At 30.7% G+C, this 16,066-nt stretch carries 18 protein-coding genes; 3 read left to right on the top strand and 15 right to left on the bottom strand.

What is annotated here, in order from left to right:
* Positions 1–137 precede the first annotated feature (137 nt).
* The 6 genes from Q7P22_RS09295 to Q7P22_RS14975 all read right to left on the bottom strand — a co-directional run bounded on the left by Q7P22_RS09295 (position 138) and on the right by Q7P22_RS14975 (position 7,647).
* Positions 138–1,616 carry an aminotransferase class V-fold PLP-dependent enzyme gene (locus tag Q7P22_RS09295; RefSeq protein WP_303863521.1) on the bottom strand — a complete coding sequence of 493 codons (1,479 nt, stop codon included), beginning with the start codon at positions 1,614–1,616 and terminating at the stop codon, positions 138–140.
* Positions 1,617–1,621: 5 nt separating this feature from the next.
* Positions 1,622–4,114: an FtsX-like permease family protein gene (locus tag Q7P22_RS09290; protein WP_303863519.1), complete on the bottom strand. Its 2,493-nt coding sequence runs from the start codon at positions 4,112–4,114 to the stop codon at positions 1,622–1,624.
* Between the two features lie 106 nt (positions 4,115–4,220).
* The gene (locus Q7P22_RS09285) at positions 4,221–4,808 is read right to left on the bottom strand and encodes an ABC transporter ATP-binding protein (protein WP_303863517.1); all 588 of its coding nucleotides are present in this window, start codon (positions 4,806–4,808) and stop codon (positions 4,221–4,223) included.
* Entirely contained in the window at positions 4,805–6,652 is a 1,848-nt protein-coding gene (locus Q7P22_RS09280) for an ABC transporter ATP-binding protein (protein ID WP_303863515.1), read from the bottom strand. Before Q7P22_RS09280 ends, Q7P22_RS09285 begins: the two co-directional genes overlap by 4 nt.
* 27 nt (positions 6,653–6,679) lie before the next feature.
* Positions 6,680–7,183 (bottom strand): hypothetical protein, encoded by a 504-nt coding sequence (locus tag Q7P22_RS09275; protein ID WP_303863513.1) that lies wholly within the window; start codon positions 7,181–7,183, stop codon positions 6,680–6,682.
* 20 nt (positions 7,184–7,203) lie between these two features.
* Entirely contained in the window at positions 7,204–7,647 is a 444-nt protein-coding gene (locus tag Q7P22_RS14975; protein WP_369695517.1) for a MauE/DoxX family redox-associated membrane protein, read from the bottom strand.
* Here Q7P22_RS14975 and Q7P22_RS09265 point away from each other — a divergent pair.
* Positions 7,565–7,765: a hypothetical protein gene (locus tag Q7P22_RS09265; protein WP_303863510.1), complete on the top strand. Its 201-nt coding sequence runs from the start codon at positions 7,565–7,567 to the stop codon at positions 7,763–7,765. The two genes, Q7P22_RS14975 and Q7P22_RS09265, sit on opposite strands and share 83 nt — an antisense overlap.
* On the opposite strand, the gene Q7P22_RS09260 is transcribed toward Q7P22_RS09265, so the two are convergent.
* From Q7P22_RS09260 to Q7P22_RS09220, 9 genes are all read right to left on the bottom strand, one after another.
* Entirely contained in the window at positions 7,736–8,152 is a 417-nt protein-coding gene (locus tag Q7P22_RS09260) for a MauE/DoxX family redox-associated membrane protein (RefSeq protein WP_303863508.1), read from the bottom strand. The genes Q7P22_RS09265 and Q7P22_RS09260 overlap by 30 nt on opposite strands.
* Positions 8,149–8,520 carry a hypothetical protein gene (locus tag Q7P22_RS09255; protein ID WP_303863506.1) on the bottom strand — a complete coding sequence of 124 codons (372 nt, stop codon included), beginning with the start codon at positions 8,518–8,520 and terminating at the stop codon, positions 8,149–8,151. Before Q7P22_RS09255 ends, Q7P22_RS09260 begins: the two co-directional genes overlap by 4 nt.
* Before the next feature lie 80 nt (positions 8,521–8,600).
* The gene (locus tag Q7P22_RS09250) at positions 8,601–8,846 is read right to left on the bottom strand and encodes a hypothetical protein (RefSeq protein ID WP_303863505.1); all 246 of its coding nucleotides are present in this window, start codon (positions 8,844–8,846) and stop codon (positions 8,601–8,603) included.
* A gap of 46 nt (positions 8,847–8,892) precedes the next feature.
* Entirely contained in the window at positions 8,893–10,674 is a 1,782-nt protein-coding gene (locus tag Q7P22_RS09245; protein WP_303863503.1) for an asparagine synthase-related protein, read from the bottom strand.
* Positions 10,649–11,104: a lasso peptide biosynthesis B2 protein gene (locus Q7P22_RS09240; protein ID WP_303863501.1), complete on the bottom strand. Its 456-nt coding sequence runs from the start codon at positions 11,102–11,104 to the stop codon at positions 10,649–10,651. Before Q7P22_RS09240 ends, Q7P22_RS09245 begins: the two co-directional genes overlap by 26 nt.
* Complete coding sequence (locus tag Q7P22_RS09235) at positions 11,097–11,363, bottom strand: PqqD family protein (protein WP_303863499.1); 267 nt, start codon at positions 11,361–11,363, stop codon at positions 11,097–11,099. Before Q7P22_RS09235 ends, Q7P22_RS09240 begins: the two co-directional genes overlap by 8 nt.
* Entirely contained in the window at positions 11,344–12,162 is an 819-nt protein-coding gene (locus tag Q7P22_RS09230) for a hypothetical protein (protein ID WP_303863496.1), read from the bottom strand. The genes Q7P22_RS09235 and Q7P22_RS09230 overlap by 20 nt, the downstream gene beginning before the upstream one ends.
* Positions 12,163–12,198: 36 nt before the next feature.
* Positions 12,199–13,200, bottom strand: coding sequence for a radical SAM/SPASM domain-containing protein (locus Q7P22_RS09225; RefSeq protein ID WP_303863494.1), 1,002 nt, complete (start codon positions 13,198–13,200; stop codon positions 12,199–12,201).
* Positions 13,184–13,717: a hypothetical protein gene (locus Q7P22_RS09220; RefSeq protein WP_303863492.1), complete on the bottom strand. Its 534-nt coding sequence runs from the start codon at positions 13,715–13,717 to the stop codon at positions 13,184–13,186. Before Q7P22_RS09220 ends, Q7P22_RS09225 begins: the two co-directional genes overlap by 17 nt.
* Before the next feature lie 196 nt (positions 13,718–13,913).
* Here Q7P22_RS09220 and Q7P22_RS09215 point away from each other — a divergent pair, with 196 nt between their 5' ends.
* Together Q7P22_RS09215 and Q7P22_RS09210 are read left to right on the top strand one after the other, a co-directional pair.
* On the top strand, positions 13,914–14,699 hold the full coding sequence (locus Q7P22_RS09215; RefSeq protein ID WP_369695516.1) for a LytR/AlgR family response regulator transcription factor: 786 nt from the start codon (positions 13,914–13,916) through the stop codon (positions 14,697–14,699).
* Between the two features lie 12 nt (positions 14,700–14,711).
* Positions 14,712–16,066, top strand: a 1,355-nt coding sequence (locus Q7P22_RS09210; RefSeq protein WP_303863488.1) for a GHKL domain-containing protein, incomplete at its 3' end; no start/stop codon positions are given.

Here is a 16,066-nt window from a genome sequence, read left to right as displayed (position 1 = left end):
TAATAAGTATTCTTGTTAAATAACTAGCCTGTGGATAAAAACACGGAAACTCAAGTATTATAAAGACTTGCTTCTTCCAATTGTATGGAAAGAATTCATGCTAGCACTTTTGGAATTAGTCCTCAAGAAGCAATTTATTATATCATACTCCATAAAAGAACCTTCAATCTATTTCTATTTTTAAACCATGATTTATGTATAAATTCATCTGTTTCATTATGATACACATATTCTCCTTTTATTCTATCAATATTTTCAACGATTGTTTTTATAGCATTTGCTATATATATCATTTCACTATTTTTCATTGTAGGATGGATTGAAATTCTAACCCATCCTGGTTTTTTATAAAATTCACTATTTTCTATTTCATTTGCAATTTTTTTCGATTCCTCATTACCAATATTTAGTAAATAATGACCATATACGCCTGCACAAAAGCATCCGCTTCTCACTTGAACGGCAAATTGATCGTTCAACACCTTAGCAAATAAATGATGATGTATTCTTTCTGTATAAAAGGATAAAGCACCAATTCGATTTGTATTTTCTATACCCATAATGCCCAAGCCGCTTATTCTGCTCAGTTCAATAGTTAAGAGATTTAATAGCTCTCTTTCTCGTAAAGTAATTCTTTTTATTCCCATTTCTTCTTTTAGTTGAAAGCACATGCCAGCCTTCACTGCTTGCAAAATTCCTGGGGTACCACCTTCCTCTCTTACTTCAATATTAGATATGTAACTTCTTTTTCCCCATGGATTCACCCAATTTACAGTCCCACCTCCTACCGCATCGGGAGCTTTACAGTTATATATTTGGGAATCAAAAATCAATACTCCTGATGACCCTGGCCCCCCTAAAAATTTATGCATTGAGAAATAAATTGCATCTAATCTTTCATCATCATTATTTCCTACCATACTGATTTCATCATAAGGTGCTAATGCAGTGTAGTCAATAAAACATAGTCCGTCAAACTCGTGCATTATTTTAGCAAGTTGATGACAATTTGTTTTAATGCCTGTTACATTTGAACATGCTGTAAATGATCCAATTTTCACTCGCCTATTTTGATATATTAATAGATTTTTTCTTAAATCATCAACGTCAATTTGACCATTTGGACCACATGCAATTATCTTGACTTCAGCAATCGATTCTAACCAAGGTAAGTAATTTGAATTATGCTCCATGTGCGAAACAAAAACAATAGGTTTTTCATCTTCTTCAATATACAATCTAGCTGCAAAGTTTTCCGGTATTTTTAAACCCAATATTCTTAGTAATTTATTGACTGCAGAAGTCATACCTGTACCAACAAAAAGAAGTGCATCATCATCTGATGCTTTAACGCTTTTTTTTATGATTCTTCTCGCCTCTTCATACACAAAATCCATTGTTGAACCAATAATATTACTTTTTGTATGTGTATTGCCTACATATGGGCCTATTGTTTCACTTATATATTCCTCAATAGGCCGATACAGTCTTCCGCTTGCCATCCAATCTGCATAGACCATAGTCTTCATACCATGTATCGTTTCCACTTGTAAATTACCACCTATAATATTTTGCCTGAACGGTTCAAAATATTCTTCTGACTTATATCTATCCATTTTTCCTACCTGATCTCCTCTGCAATTTTTTTCTTCGATAAAGATATTGCCACTGGAACAAATACTAAAACAGATACAAGGATAATTATCAGGGCAATCCATCCCATTAAAGAGAAGTCAATGTTTGCAAAACGGTTGTTTTCCGTCAATGTAATCATATGGGTCATTATCGTCCCTATTATTGTCCCTAAAAAAATGCCGATGAAATTATAAACCAATACCTGTGTGAGGATAATAGCAATCAAATCTTTTCTCTCTGCTTGGAATGTTCTTAAAATGGCGTATTCTTTCCGCTTGGACAGGATGTTGTTCATGAGCATATTCACGCCTCCAAAAACCAATGAAACTAAAATAGAAAGAATGACGATGATAAATAGCTGCCATCTTTGAATCATCATTTCTTCTGAGAGATTTAATGCTTCTTCCAGGGTAGACCATTTGATCTGAGGATAGGTTCTTTTCAGCTGTTCCAATTCATTAATAGTTTGCTCTAAATCATTGGTGGAGATATAACTTTTATTAAACCCTGTAAACTCATTTTGAAAAGCTGAATCTGCCCAGTCGAGCCACATCATCTCCCCTGTATAGGTTCCCGGATAGGGAAGTTCATCTACAATCATCCCCACTCTCCTTTGTTGAAAACCCTTTTGTGTATCCACTTGATCGATGGGATCCGTACTAACTTCTGAGCCTTTCACCTCTATGGTATCGTCTACCGATAAATCGTATAGGTCCGCAAAAGTTTGGTTGACAATGACATCACCTCTCAGCTCCATTGCCACCTGAGGAAGCATCCCTTCCTTTACCATGCTCTCAATATCTATATATACAAAATCAACATCTTTTTGTTCCTCTCCAATCTTGTAGTAAAGATAATTCATGTTGCTAAAAGGCACACTACTTTCTACACTGTCTAGGTCAGACAAAGCTATTCTAAACTCCTTATCCAGGTTTAGGGTACTAGTTTCCCTCGTTGTTACGACCAAATCCAGTGCGTATTCACTTTTAAGATAATTCTCATTGTTTTTGAGTATGGTATGATAGGCGCTGCTTCCGAATAGAGTAATGATAATCATGGTGCTGATTGCCATCATAATCACAGTACTTTTCTTTACCTGAGGCAGCAGATTCTTAATGGCCACCACTATGTTTTTTCTACCAAATCTTTGAGCAACAGGGGTAAATCTCTTAAGAATATTTTGTATAATAAAAGGAATTACCAAATACACACCTAATATAAATAGAACTGAAGAAAAGATGCCTAAAATGACACCAGTATCTCCTTGATAGGTTTTTATATATCCTATTACAAATAGAATACAGGATAATACCATCATTCCAAAACCCATATATTTAGTTTTTTTATTCCCTTCCAGCTTTTCGTTTTCTTCTACAATCAATAAGGGCATGATTTTGGAGCTGCGGATGGCTGGCAACAACATAAAAATTTCTATAATGAAGAAAGCACTTATCCCTACCTTTGCCGAAAAACTTAAGGAAAAGGCCATAGAACTTGAGGCGCCAAAAAAGATTTGTCCTATTGTTTCCTGTAATAGACCGCTGGAAAAATAGGATAAGAGAAGCCCCAGGCATACACCAATGGCATTTATCGCTGTACACTGATAGAGTACCAATGCAAAGGACTGTTTTGCGCCGGCACCGATTGCTCGAAATAGAGCAAATTGTTTGCGGTAATTATATAGGAAGATTTGAAAATTTGACAGGACAAATAGAGAGCACATCATAATAATGATGATGGACAGCACAATCATGAATGTTTTTAAAGAATTCATATTTGTTTGTATTTCTTCATCTTCTTCCAACAAATCCAACTGTATATTGGGATCTATTCTTTTGATTTCTTCGGCTACCTCTAAGACACTATGTGTATCTGCTACATCGATTGATAGGTCAGTTGCTACAATAGGCTCTTTTAAAAGATCTCGATAGCTGTCAATATGAATCAAAATCATATCCGGCATATCGGCATAGCGGTTACTTAAATCTTGAAAGCTTTCGGATATGACAAACTCCCTCTGTTCGATGATTATTTTATCACCTATTGTTTTGTGCAGTGCTTCCAATAATCCTTCATTGAGTGCAACTTCCCCTTTTTCAATATCTTCTTCATATTTATATCTGGATTTTGACAGTTCACTATTATCTACCCCTACAGAGTAGGTTGCATCATTTCCTTGATCGACGAATAGATGTCCTACAATAAAAGTGCCTGTTTCTTGAATGGAGCTTAATCCATCTATTTGATCAATAATGTCCTTATTTTGAAAAGGTTGACTTCGGTCGTATCCCGCAAAAATATCTACGGTTCCATATAGCTTCGTAAATTCATCTTTTGCGGTATTTTCCGCATTATGCGCCAAGGAAAACATACTAACAATCAGGGCAACGGATATGGCTATACTGATTATGGTGGATAAAAAGGACATCTTATTGGCAGCTAATATTTTTCTTGCCACACCTGATATCGAACGTATCATGGCTATCCCTCCAGTATCTTCTTTGTCTTATTTAATATCTCATCCATATGACCTTTTTTTCCACTTTTTTTGTATTCATCTACCACTTTGCCGTCATGAAGAAAGATTACCCGGTCTGCGTATGTGGCTCTAATATTTCAACAGATGTATTATAATCCAAGTTCCCCGTTGGTTCATCGGCCAATAAAACCGCTGGCGAGGTAATGAGTGCCCTGGCAATGGCAACCCGCTGCTGCTGCCCACCGGAAAGTTCCACCGGTCTATGTTTTTGACGTCCATCTAAGCCAACCAACTGAATTATTTCTTCTACTTTTTGAGAAATAACTTCATCCTCCATATTTTTTAAGATCAATGGCAATGCTAGATTGTCCTCTACAGTAAGGTCTTTTAATAGATTGAAATCTTGAAATACAAATCCAATATTTTGACTCCTGTATTTCGTTGCATTAGGCTCCACATGATAGTTTTTTGCTTCTCTTCCATTTATCTTGATTCCCCCTCTTGTGGGAGAATCCAATGCACCCAGTACATTGAGCAAGGTGCTCTTCCCCGAGCCGCTTGCCCCCATGACAGCCACCATCTCACCCTTGTACAATTCAAAGTCGACACCATCTAAAGCACGAACTTTTTCTTCTCCCTTTTCATAGATTCTGGATAGATTTCTTGCTTGTAATATTGGTATTTTCTCATTCACAGAACTTCCCCCTCTTGTTGGTACCAATTAGCTTGGCTGTTATACATTTTATAATAAATTTGACCTAGACTGATAAGTTCATCGTGGCTCCCCACCTCTGCAATTTCTCCTTTACTCATGACTATGATTTTATCAACATATCTTGTAATTCCTAGCCGATGGGATATCGTGATTGTCGTTTTATCATGAAATAATCGATTAAATAATCTGAATATTTCCAACTCTGAAATTGGGTCTAGTGCTGATGTAGGTTCGTCCAAAACAACAAATTCTGAACTTCTTAATATTGCACGAGCAATCGCTAGTTTCTGCCATTGTCCTCCAGATAATTCTTCACCATCTTCATACTCTTTTCCAAGTATTGTATCTATACCATTTTTAAATGTACATATTTTATCATATAAATCAACCTCCTTAAGAGCTTCATAAATAAGGTCATTATTATGTATTTTTTCTATATTACCAAATGCAATATTTTCTTTAACTGTAAAGTTATAATGTACAAAATTTTGTAAAATTGCTGAAAACAGATTATTATACGATTTTATATCAATTTTTTTCAACTCTATATCATTAACCAGCACTTCTCCTTCATATTCTTGATATAAACCCAATAATATATTAACTAATGTTGATTTACCTGCACCATTATCTCCAACAATAGCAATTTTTTCACCCTTTTTAATCTCCAAATTAATATCCTTAAGGGTATACTTATCATCATTTGGATATCTAAATGACAAATCAAATAATCCGATTTTTGAAATCTCTTGTAATTTTGTTTTATCTCTCAAGCCTTCATCTCCGTTATTATTAATAATATCAAGCAATTCTTGGGTAGATAAATGGATTTCAAAAATCTCACCGATATGTCCCCATATGCTACTTAGGGATCCTTGTATTGTTGTAATCGCTGTTGCCAAAGAAACATATACACCTAAAGTAATTTGATTACTGGCAATTAAACTAATTAAATAACAGGAAATCAAAAAACTAGAAAATTGTAAAACCGTTATTCCAATGAGCTTCATCTTTTCTTCTTTTGACACAATTTTTATATTTTCTCGATTTATTATTGCGTATAAATTTGACCACTTATCTATCAAGTACTCCCCTATACCAAATAGCCTTACTTCTTTTATAGTAATTCGATTAAAAAATATACTTGTAATATAACTCATCTGCCGGTTCTTTTCAGAATTGTCCCATTTCATTTTAAATCTCATGGTTTTTCCTAAAACTATTGAAATCACACCGGGTACTGTAGATAAAATCAGGGCAATAGGTAAACTCCAATGAACCGAAACCAGTATAAGTAATACTCCAATTATTACAAGTAAATCTTGTATTACATTGAAAAAATAATTAATAATATCTAAACAATTCCTATAAATAGCCTCTTGGGCTAATGAAAGTTTCGTATAGAAATCATTTTCTTCAAATTTAGTAATTTCAATAATGTTCAACTTTTCATACAATAATTTTTGTACATAAAAATCTACTTTTTGTTTTATTTTAGCATATAGTATAGTGGTAATTGAACTTATGATCGTAAATGCTACATTGCTTATTACTATTAAAAATAATATCACAAATGATTTCTTTAGGAAGGATGGATCTTGTTGGATATTATTTATGTAATCTATCGATAATTTGCTTAATATAATATTAATAGAAGGAAATACTGCTACACCTAGTATCAATATAATCCACGATACTGTTATCAATTTGCTTTTTAGAAACATCCACTTCATAATCTGTAATAAATATTCCATAAATGCCTTTAATTTATTACTGTTTTTTTTTCTGAACTTCTTAACTATCACTTCTTTTTTTTTAACCATTTAGCTAAGACTCCTATTTATCTTTTTCTATCTTGTTAGATAATTTTCAATATATTCTTCAAACAAAGGTCCCTTACTCTTTACTGTGCCATCTTCTAGGATAAATATAAATGGAAATCTATTAATTTTTAATTCTTGTGTCATGTTCTTCATGTCTATGTAAAATGAGTAGAAATCATAATTATTTTTTTTATACCACTCCTCTGCTTCCTCTTTATTTCCTTCCACAATTAAAGCAATATTTTCATGGTCTTCTTTATGATTTTTCTTTAGGTATTCCAAAACACTCTCACAACTTTCGCATCCTATAGATACAAAGCACATATGTTTTTTTCCTTCTGCAATTTTTTTTATCTCATAGGAGTTTAAAATCTTTGAATCATTTATAAACTCCATAGGAAATACCTCTCCTATTTTAGGTCCCATATCATATCCCATGATATTGTTTTTTTTAATAATATAAATGTTCAGTATAAATTGCGTAGTAATTATAAATAGCAGTATTACAATTATTGAAATATTTATATCCATCCGATCACCCCTCTTTATATTTATGCCTTATCGATTACTAATTGAATTATGATGCTATTTGCCGCCAATAATAACATGGTTAAAATGACAAAGACTAAGTTTATAGAATCTACATTATATATTACTTTGATTATATCTTGGTCAATAGACATACTTCCAACTCCTAAAGCCACTAGTAAATAGATATAATGAATAAAACCGCCTTTTCCTAGTTTTGATTCCAATATATTTCCATAGCAAAAACAGTTCATTTCTTTTCTCTCCAATATGAATTTCATATTTAGAGCTAAAAAAAAGAAGATTATTCCGTAAGCTATAACCAAAATATAAACACGCGTAAAAAGAAGCAACCCCAACCCTACAAACAGTTCCACAAAAGGCATGAAAAATCCTAAAATCGAACCAATTTTAGGTGGAAAAATGCCCAGATTTTCTGCAAATTCGCTTGACCCTCTGATAGAAATTAGTTTTGAAAATCCTGAGAAAACAAATGTTAATGCAACTGCAAATAACGATATGACACTAACCATTTTTTATACCTCACCTTTTAACTTAATTAAACAACAACACGATTACAAATAAATACAAATAAATAAAACTAACCGCTACGGATTTAAAATCTATGTATTTAGGAACATTTATGTTGAAACATCCACAATTACTGCTAATGTTTCTCCCATAATTTAAAATCAAAGTTAAAATATAAAATGCCTGAATAAACATTCCTACTATACTTGCTGTTAATCTAAAACTTGGAAATAAAATCATAATACATAGCATTAACTCAAAAGAAATTAACATACTGACAATCATCTTTAATATTTTTTTATTAGAAATAATATTGTATTCTTGGAATGATTTGTAGTATGAATAAATATTCTTAATCTTTTTTACCCCATTAGAATAGAAAGTAATAGATATCGTCAGACAAACAATTAACTGTAAGATTGTATAAATTATATTGATCATCTATTTAAATAGTCCTCCATCTTATAGGATTTAATATCTTCATAAGATTCTATTACACTAGGGATGGATCTAACTCTGTACATTTCTATTAATTCTATTTCTTTATAAAGTGATTCATTATCACATAAAATAATATATACCTTTGTTTTGCATTTACTAATTTGATTAAAAATATCCATATATAATTCAATATTATCGCTAAAATCTATATATTCGAGAAGCAAAATGGTTCTATTATTAAAATAAACACCTTTATCTCCTATACTTTTTAAATCAATAGTATTTTTTTGAAATTTTTCATAGCAATTTAGCCTGTAAATACAGACCAAATATATAACCACAAATAAAATACAAATCACCTTATCCATGAACTCTCCTTTATATTTTTTTAGCTGTGCTTAAGCACAGCTAGAAAAATATTTCACTGCGTTAATAGTTTATTTAATAATTATCTACTACACTCATGGCTTTGGGTAGAACAACCTGAAGTATCACGGCATTCATATTTGTCAACCCACGGACCTGCCAGTAATGTCACTCTGCTTACTAAAACCCATTTTCTTATCGTTTTTTTAGTAGCGCCCGTTTTATTAAGTACAATATTTTCTGCTCCGAATCCACAAGCTCCTTTTATGACTTCATTTGAATTGCCGAACTTGGCTAATGTTGGTTTTATATATGTGCTATTTGTCATACTTTTTCCTCTTTTCTTTTTTTATATTTAACGCAGTGATTTATAATTAGTGATTGTAACTTTTACAACCGTCAAAATGGTTAGCAAACCATAATTCTAAGGACAGTAAGGCCATAAAGTTACCATCATTAATTTGTCCATTTCTAAACCTCATTAATTCCTCGATCCATTCGTGTTTTGATATTCCTAAAATATCAAGAAAACTTAATTTAAAATCGCAAGCATCTTTATAAATCTTATGCCAATTTTCATTTATGCCTTTAAAAGTCAAGGAAACATGTTGGGTTTTTGTAATTCTTTCAATAATTTCTTCTGGCAAAAATCCTTTAATCGCTTCTCTTAAAATGTATTTATTATATTTCCTGTTTGATCTAAAATCACCCGGTATTTTGTAAATGTATTCAAGAAGTTCTTTATCAAGAAATGGATGACGCGATGTAACGTTATAAAGTGGTGCAATTTCACGATCTAAACAATGATATGATTTTGCATTGAAAATCTCAATATATAATTGCTTTTGATTGTATCCCATGTTTTTACTAAATCTTTTTCTAATTCTCTCAAACATGCTATCGTCAAATTCTGGAAAACTAGACTTGTTGATTAACGGAGTGAATATATATCTATTTATAGATTCAAACACAGAATTATTTTCCATAATAGATATTTCAACGATATCTTTAAATGCATCACTCATTTGGCAACTTTTAATCTTGTCAAGAACATTAATTAGTGATCCTGAGAGTAAATGATCAGCTGCATATCCATCAATAAGATTTATTCGACTAACCCTAGATGATTCCATAATCAGATTTTTCGTAAGTTCAAGATTCAGCGAATCTATATAAGGCTCGTCTGTTCTAATATAATCTTCTGGATAACCTTTTAACATGCCAAATTCGTCACATTTGACGTATATTTTATCTGTATTATATTTGTCCAAAACCATTTCGATAAAATATCTTTCATCACAAGATTTTAGCTTATCAAAAACTCCTGAAATTGGTTTTATATCTTTATCAAAATAAGATTTACTTAATGCAAAAATTGATGTAGAATCCAATCCTCCACTCATTAATACCGCATTTTTATCTTTACGTGCCAATCGATTACTTATAGAATCTTTTAGTATTTCGCGAAATTCATCAATATACTCTTTTTCATCTTTATATTGTATTTTTTCTACAATTGACGATAGATCCCAATAAGTAGTTGTATTTATCTTCCACTTGTCGTATGATATTTTTATATAATTTCCTCCCTCTACGCGTTCAACATCTGAATACGGAGTTAATTTACTACTAATTTGGCCATTATTATCTATGTATTCTTTAAAATATTCCTTATTTAATTTATTTGGGTCATAATATTCTTCTAATAAAAATAAATCCGAAGCATAAACTATCATTTCTCTGTGTATTGTCCAAAATAATGGTTTGATTCCTAAATGATCTGTAGCTAATATGACTTCTTTTTTTATTATATCGATGAGTACAAATGAAAATTCACCATATAGTTCTTTTATAAAATCAATACCGATATGTTTATACAGGGAAATAATTAAATCGGTGCCTATAGAGTATTTTTTCTTTAAAAAATCGCTATTGAAAATCTCTGCATCACCAAAGAACAGTATTTTCTCTGTCAGCTCATTGTTTTGTGTATTTATGTATTCTAAGTTTGATATTTCAGAGTAATTTCCATCAATGAAATTATTACTTGAAGATCCAATAATATTTATATTAGGAAATTTTCGTATTACTTTCTTTTCAATATTTAAATCTTTGTTTGTAATTGACAACTTAATTTGCCCTTGATACCACTTCACTTTTGTCCTCCTTTATTGAGTAAGACGATGAATCTAAAATAATCGTATAATTATCAATTTCAGTATCATATTCTCCTATATCATGCTCATTTTGTTTAATCCATGCATGTGCACCAAAGGGAAAATTAGATACTCCAATTATTAATTTTACCTGGATGCCATATTTTTTTCGCAAATATCGATAAGAAATAAATGCCTTATGAATGCACTTAGCATTTCTAGGATAGAATACACATGCTTTTTCTATTGTTTCAAGTAATTTAAAAATCTCTTCATTCGTTTGTTCAGGAGCATCATATCTTTTTTCGGGTAATTTTTCATATTTAGAAACGTATCTTTTAAACATTTCTGCAAATCCGTTTTTTTTCAGATTGATATCAAACAATGTTACAACTATATAGATATAGATAAACGTTATTATATTAGTCATCTATAAAAACAAGTTCCTCATGCAGTAACTCTTGCATAAAGGTCTCCACATCATTTAAAATATCGCTTTTACTTATATCTATATATTTGTTTGATAGCCTTTTTACAATCTCTTCAAATTGACTTTCTGAATCAAGAATACTCCAGATTTCCTCTGCCAAATCATATAATCCATAAAAATTACCATTTATCATGTTCAGTAATACATATCCACCATTTTCACAATTTCCTACAATATCTTTATTTTTTATGTATTTCATTTTTTCCCCCATAATATAAATATGATACAAAACTTGTTTCACAATCTTTAAACTCGTTATTCAATTTATATTGTGAATGATGATTAGATTCAAATAATTCTAAAATCCTATCATCATTGTGAAGTGTGTATATACTAATACGTTCAAACGGACTTTCCAAAAGTTTATTAAGATCTTTCAATCTTAGTGTTTCAATATTATTTTTTTGGCATATCATCATATCTAGGGTATATTCTCTGTTAAATGATTCGTTATTCAATAGAAGCAATCCTACTATTTCATCCTGTCTTTTTATAAAAAACATCTCAATGTTTTGTTGTAGCATTGCATTATAATTTACAGTTTCATAAATAATTATGTCTGGTTTTGAATAAATAAAGTACTTGTCTCTTTTTCTGAGTGCATTATTACAAAACTCTGTATAAATCTGATGATCCCAATACGGCACTTCAGTAATTAAAAAGTCACCTATTTTTTGACTCCTAAGTTTTAAATATGAATTATTTGGTTTTCCATATAACACTTTCAATTCAGTTAGCAAGTTAAGTAATTCCATACTAGTTTTTGTATTTTCTATTAAGCTAGATTCGACCTCATTTGTTATTTCTCTGATTATATCTATAACTTTTTTATTTCCATCACATGATGACAAAAATCTAGCTTCATAATTTGAAAATAATAATGGTTTATGTTCAATAGGACTATCAAATGCAATTGAAATTAAACCGTCTTTTTCTTGTCTGATATATACAATATCTTCTTTTTTAATGGTAGGAATAAAATTGAATTTACTTTTCATTTTTCACCTGTTCATTAATAAAATAAGTTAATGAGATCATATAACTTCTCGCCCCATTTGGATCATAATATCTTCCTCTATAAAATTTTTAGGTAAATTTAAATTACTAAATACCATGTCTTCAATGCATGTTATGGCTTTGCATATTTCAACAAACTGAGAATTATTAATTTGATTTAATGCGCCTTCCTCTATAATCTGTTCAAATGTTGTGCTTTTAATATTGCCAAATGTAATAGGCAAATATGGTGTATTTGTTACATTTCCATTAGCTTTTATATGTAACTGTGGATATAAGCTTTTTTCCCCGCATACATCGAAAAAATACTGTATAGGATCATCCCACTCAATAATGAGATTACTTTTATCTTTAATTAATTTGTATTTTCGTGAATATAGATCCCTCAATAAACGTCTATACTCTTTTGCTGTTGGTATAATCTCTTTATTACTTTCCCCTCTTCCAGTTGGCATAAAATATTGTGTTCTTACGGAGACAACTCCGAACTCTAATGCAATATCTACAATTTCATTAAATTCATCAATGTTCCATTTTGTTGGAACAAATCCGATATATGTTGGGAGATTAATATCTTTTAGTATTTGTAAGCAGTCTATTACTTTATAAAATGCTCCCTGCATATTTCGTAACATATCATGCGAACTCTTGATCCCATCCAGACTTATCTGGATTCTACTTAAACCTGCTCTTTTTAATAACTCTGCAACTTTGCTATCAATTAACAAGCCATTTGATACCATAGATGTCATAATACTATTTTCGCTAATAATTGAAATTAATTTATATAGCAACTCTTTTCGAAGTAAGGGTTCTCCGCCTGAAAAACAAACATTCACTGGCTTCATGCTAACAATTTCCCTTACTAAAACTAAAAGTTCATCATCAGTTAATTCATCATCAATATATATATTTTCACCACTTTGATTATAACAATGTAAACATCTAAGATTACACTTATTTGTAATATCAATACTAACTTCATACGGTCCTATTAAACTATCATATACATTCACCATTATCACACCCCCATACATAATCAATTATACGCTTTTGAAATTTTGGTCCACCAAATCTTTGTGCTTCTACTCTAAATCCAATCCTTTCCAGGATGTTTTCATATTCATTGCTCACAGAGGAAATTGTTAGTCTTAATTTTTTAGGAGAAATCACAACCGAATTCATTATCAAGTTTATATAGTCATAAAAATTTAAGATTAAATCGTCGACATAATTTTTTTCTATGTATAACATATTCAGTTTGAGAATTAATTTTTTTACGTCAACAGCTATATTAATTTGTCCAATAATTTCATATTTTTCATTTTTTAATATAGCATATTCCTCAAGATAGCAACTTTTCTTTCTTCTTATTTCCCCAGGTGAATATGCATTAGGTAATTGTATATTATCAGCAAATATAATAATTTTATCAGAATTATTTAAATGTGCACTTACTAACCACCCCATTTTTTCTATAATTAATTGTGTGTCTTCTTCTTCTAGTAACACGATACGATGAATTTGCTCCTTCATTTCGAGTTTCTCCTCATTCAAATATTTGTCGAAATTATCACTAAAACAATATATTTTCTATAGTCTAGCATACATAAAATGCCTTTTGTATCTTTTGGCATAAGCGGTCGTTATACGGGCGTAAGCGGTAATCGAATTCTGTCGAAATCTTTTTCTATTGTAATTATCTTGTTATATGATATGATTTCTAATATAAATGGAGCATAATTCCATATTTATCGTACCCTTCTCACTACAAACTCATTTCAACAAAGAAAGGATGGAACATAATTTGTTTCATATAGCCATATGTGAAGATAATCTTAACTTTTTACATCATGTGAAAAACACATTGGAAACGGAGCTGAAACAGAGGGATATTCTATGCCAATATCATTGTTTTGCATCAGGGGAAGCTCTTATATCCACGGTTGAAAAAGAAAATGCAAGATATGATATTATTTTCTTTGATATCGATTTACCAGGAATTAGCGGTATCCAAGGGGCGAAGGCAATACGCCAATTGGATCCTTTAGCCATTTTTATCTTTGTAACTTCACTCCACAATAAGGTATATGAAATATTTGAACTGGATATTTTTTATTTTGTAAGAAAGAGCCATTTTGAAATTGAGATAATAAAAGTGTTGAAGCTATTAGTAAAAAAGCTGAGAGCAAGGTCCATCCATCACAAATTTAAAACAAGAGAAGGATTTGTTAATCTCTACCCTCATGAAATACTATATTTCGAGCGTAATAATAAATACATTGAAATTCATACACTAAAAACTATGTATACTATAATAAATTATAGCCTCAAAGAGCTGAAATCAAATTTTGTTGATAAAAGTTTTTACGAAATACATAAAGGTATTCTAGTAAATTTATCACATATCAAGTATTTACATAATAATACTGTCATCCTCACAACAGGGGATCAACTTCCCGTTTCCAGAAGAAATTATGGAGATTTGAAAAAAGATTTTTTTAAGAATTTATCGTAAATAGGTGATCTCATGGAACTTATAAACTACGTTTTTGAATATATTTTATATCTATCGGATTTTGCACTCTTTTATTTTTTTATTAGATTTGTACATATAAAAAAGAAATCTTATTCTTTACCTCTTATGATTCTTTTTATTGTAGGAGCTTCTTTTTTCGTATTTGCAATTGGTGTTCATCATGTCTCTATTTATCTAAAGATACCTATAACCTTTCTCTTGTGTTTCCTTCTTACTAGGGCATATGATTGTAACAGTATCTATGGTTTCTTAATGACATTGCTCTTTCATATGGCTATTTTTTTATCTGAGTTCATCTTGATTTGTCTTATTTATTTTGCTACCAAAACTCATCCTAATGAATTAATATTTTTAGCTGAAGGTGCACGATATATTTTTTCTTTTTATGCAGTTGCCATTAAATTTTTGTTTCTCTTTTTTCTAACAAAGATATTTCGTGCTCATCAATTGCTGCTACCAAAAATACATACATTTATATTATCTATGGTTTACTTGCTGATTATCATTATCTCGGCATTTTTGATTCAAATACTATTGTATGTTGACACCAATGGGGAACTAGTCTCTATTTTTTATTATACTAGCGTATGCTTTATCATTCTTACTTTGGCTATTACTTATTTTTATTTAAATACAAATCTGTTTTTTCTTCAAAATGAAAGACAGAAAATCAAAGAAATGTATAACAAATCTAATGAGCAGTATCTTTCTCACAGCAAAGAACAGCATGAATACATCAATAAAGTTTGGCATGATATAGATAATCATATAAAAAATTGGGAATTACTGATAAAAGAAAATAATAGCAAAAATGCCTTTGAATATCTTCAATCCTTGAAGAATAAAATGAGCCAAACTCCTAATGCCATTAGCACCGGTAATCATGTTGCAGATATCGTCCTAAACAGAAAGTACATAAATACTATGGGTCATCATATTGACTTTCAAGTAAAAGGACTTCTACCAGAAAAGTTGAGCATTGAAGATTTGGATATTAGTTCTTTTTTATTCAACAGCATCGACAATGCCATAGAAGCCAATTTACAGATGTCTGAAGAAGACAGATTCATCCATATTGAACTCTATCCCCAAAAACAGTATTTATATTATCAGATAAAAAATCCTGTACCTATTGTTTCATCTGGTACAAACAAAAAAATATTTGCAAGAAAAAAACACATCTCCCCTGGGTATGGCCTTCTTATCCTCCAAGATCTTGCTGATAAATACCAAGGAAATTTGGATTACCAGATTGTCGACCATCAATTTATTTTAACTTTGCATCTCCTTTTAAACGTATCCGTCAAATACAGCCCACATAGAACTTCCACTAGAACAATGAGATA

The organism is Alkalibaculum bacchi (assembly GCF_937875145.1).
In the GTDB taxonomy this organism is placed as follows: domain Bacteria; phylum Bacillota; class Clostridia; order Eubacteriales; family Alkalibacteraceae; genus Alkalibaculum; species Alkalibaculum bacchi_A.
The sequence above is the reverse complement of the archived record's forward strand: the minus strand, read 5'-3'. Positions and strand labels throughout refer to the sequence as shown.

What these genes read in the sequence shown, in the direction of transcription:
- Q7P22_RS09295 (WP_303863521.1), bottom strand. Translation starts at nt 1,616, where the DNA reads ATGGATAGATATAAGTCAGAAGAATATTTTGAACCGTTCAGGCAAAAT.
- Q7P22_RS09290 (WP_303863519.1), bottom strand. Translation starts at nt 4,114, where the DNA reads ATGATACGTTCGATATCAGGTGTGGCAAGAAAAATATTAGCTGCCAAT.
- Q7P22_RS09280 (WP_303863515.1), bottom strand. Translation starts at nt 6,652, where the DNA reads ATGGTTAAAAAAAAAGAAGTGATAGTTAAGAAGTTCAGAAAAAAAAAC.
- Q7P22_RS09275 (WP_303863513.1), bottom strand. Translation starts at nt 7,183, where the DNA reads ATGGATATAAATATTTCAATAATTGTAATACTGCTATTTATAATTACT.
- Q7P22_RS09265 (WP_303863510.1), top strand. Translation starts at nt 7,565, where the DNA reads ATGAAAAATCCTAAAATCGAACCAATTTTAGGTGGAAAAATGCCCAGA.
- Q7P22_RS09260 (WP_303863508.1), bottom strand. Translation starts at nt 8,152, where the DNA reads ATGATCAATATAATTTATACAATCTTACAGTTAATTGTTTGTCTGACG.
- Q7P22_RS09255 (WP_303863506.1), bottom strand. Translation starts at nt 8,520, where the DNA reads ATGGATAAGGTGATTTGTATTTTATTTGTGGTTATATATTTGGTCTGT.
- Q7P22_RS09250 (WP_303863505.1), bottom strand. Translation starts at nt 8,846, where the DNA reads ATGACAAATAGCACATATATAAAACCAACATTAGCCAAGTTCGGCAAT.
- Q7P22_RS09240 (WP_303863501.1), bottom strand. Translation starts at nt 11,104, where the DNA reads ATGACTAATATAATAACGTTTATCTATATCTATATAGTTGTAACATTG.
- Q7P22_RS09235 (WP_303863499.1), bottom strand. Translation starts at nt 11,363, where the DNA reads ATGAAATACATAAAAAATAAAGATATTGTAGGAAATTGTGAAAATGGT.
- Q7P22_RS09230 (WP_303863496.1), bottom strand. Translation starts at nt 12,162, where the DNA reads ATGAAAAGTAAATTCAATTTTATTCCTACCATTAAAAAAGAAGATATT.
- Q7P22_RS09225 (WP_303863494.1), bottom strand. Translation starts at nt 13,200, where the DNA reads ATGGTGAATGTATATGATAGTTTAATAGGACCGTATGAAGTTAGTATT.
- Q7P22_RS09220 (WP_303863492.1), bottom strand. Translation starts at nt 13,717, where the DNA reads ATGAAGGAGCAAATTCATCGTATCGTGTTACTAGAAGAAGAAGACACA.
- Q7P22_RS09215 (WP_369695516.1), top strand. Translation starts at nt 13,914, where the DNA reads ATGGAGCATAATTCCATATTTATCGTACCCTTCTCACTACAAACTCAT.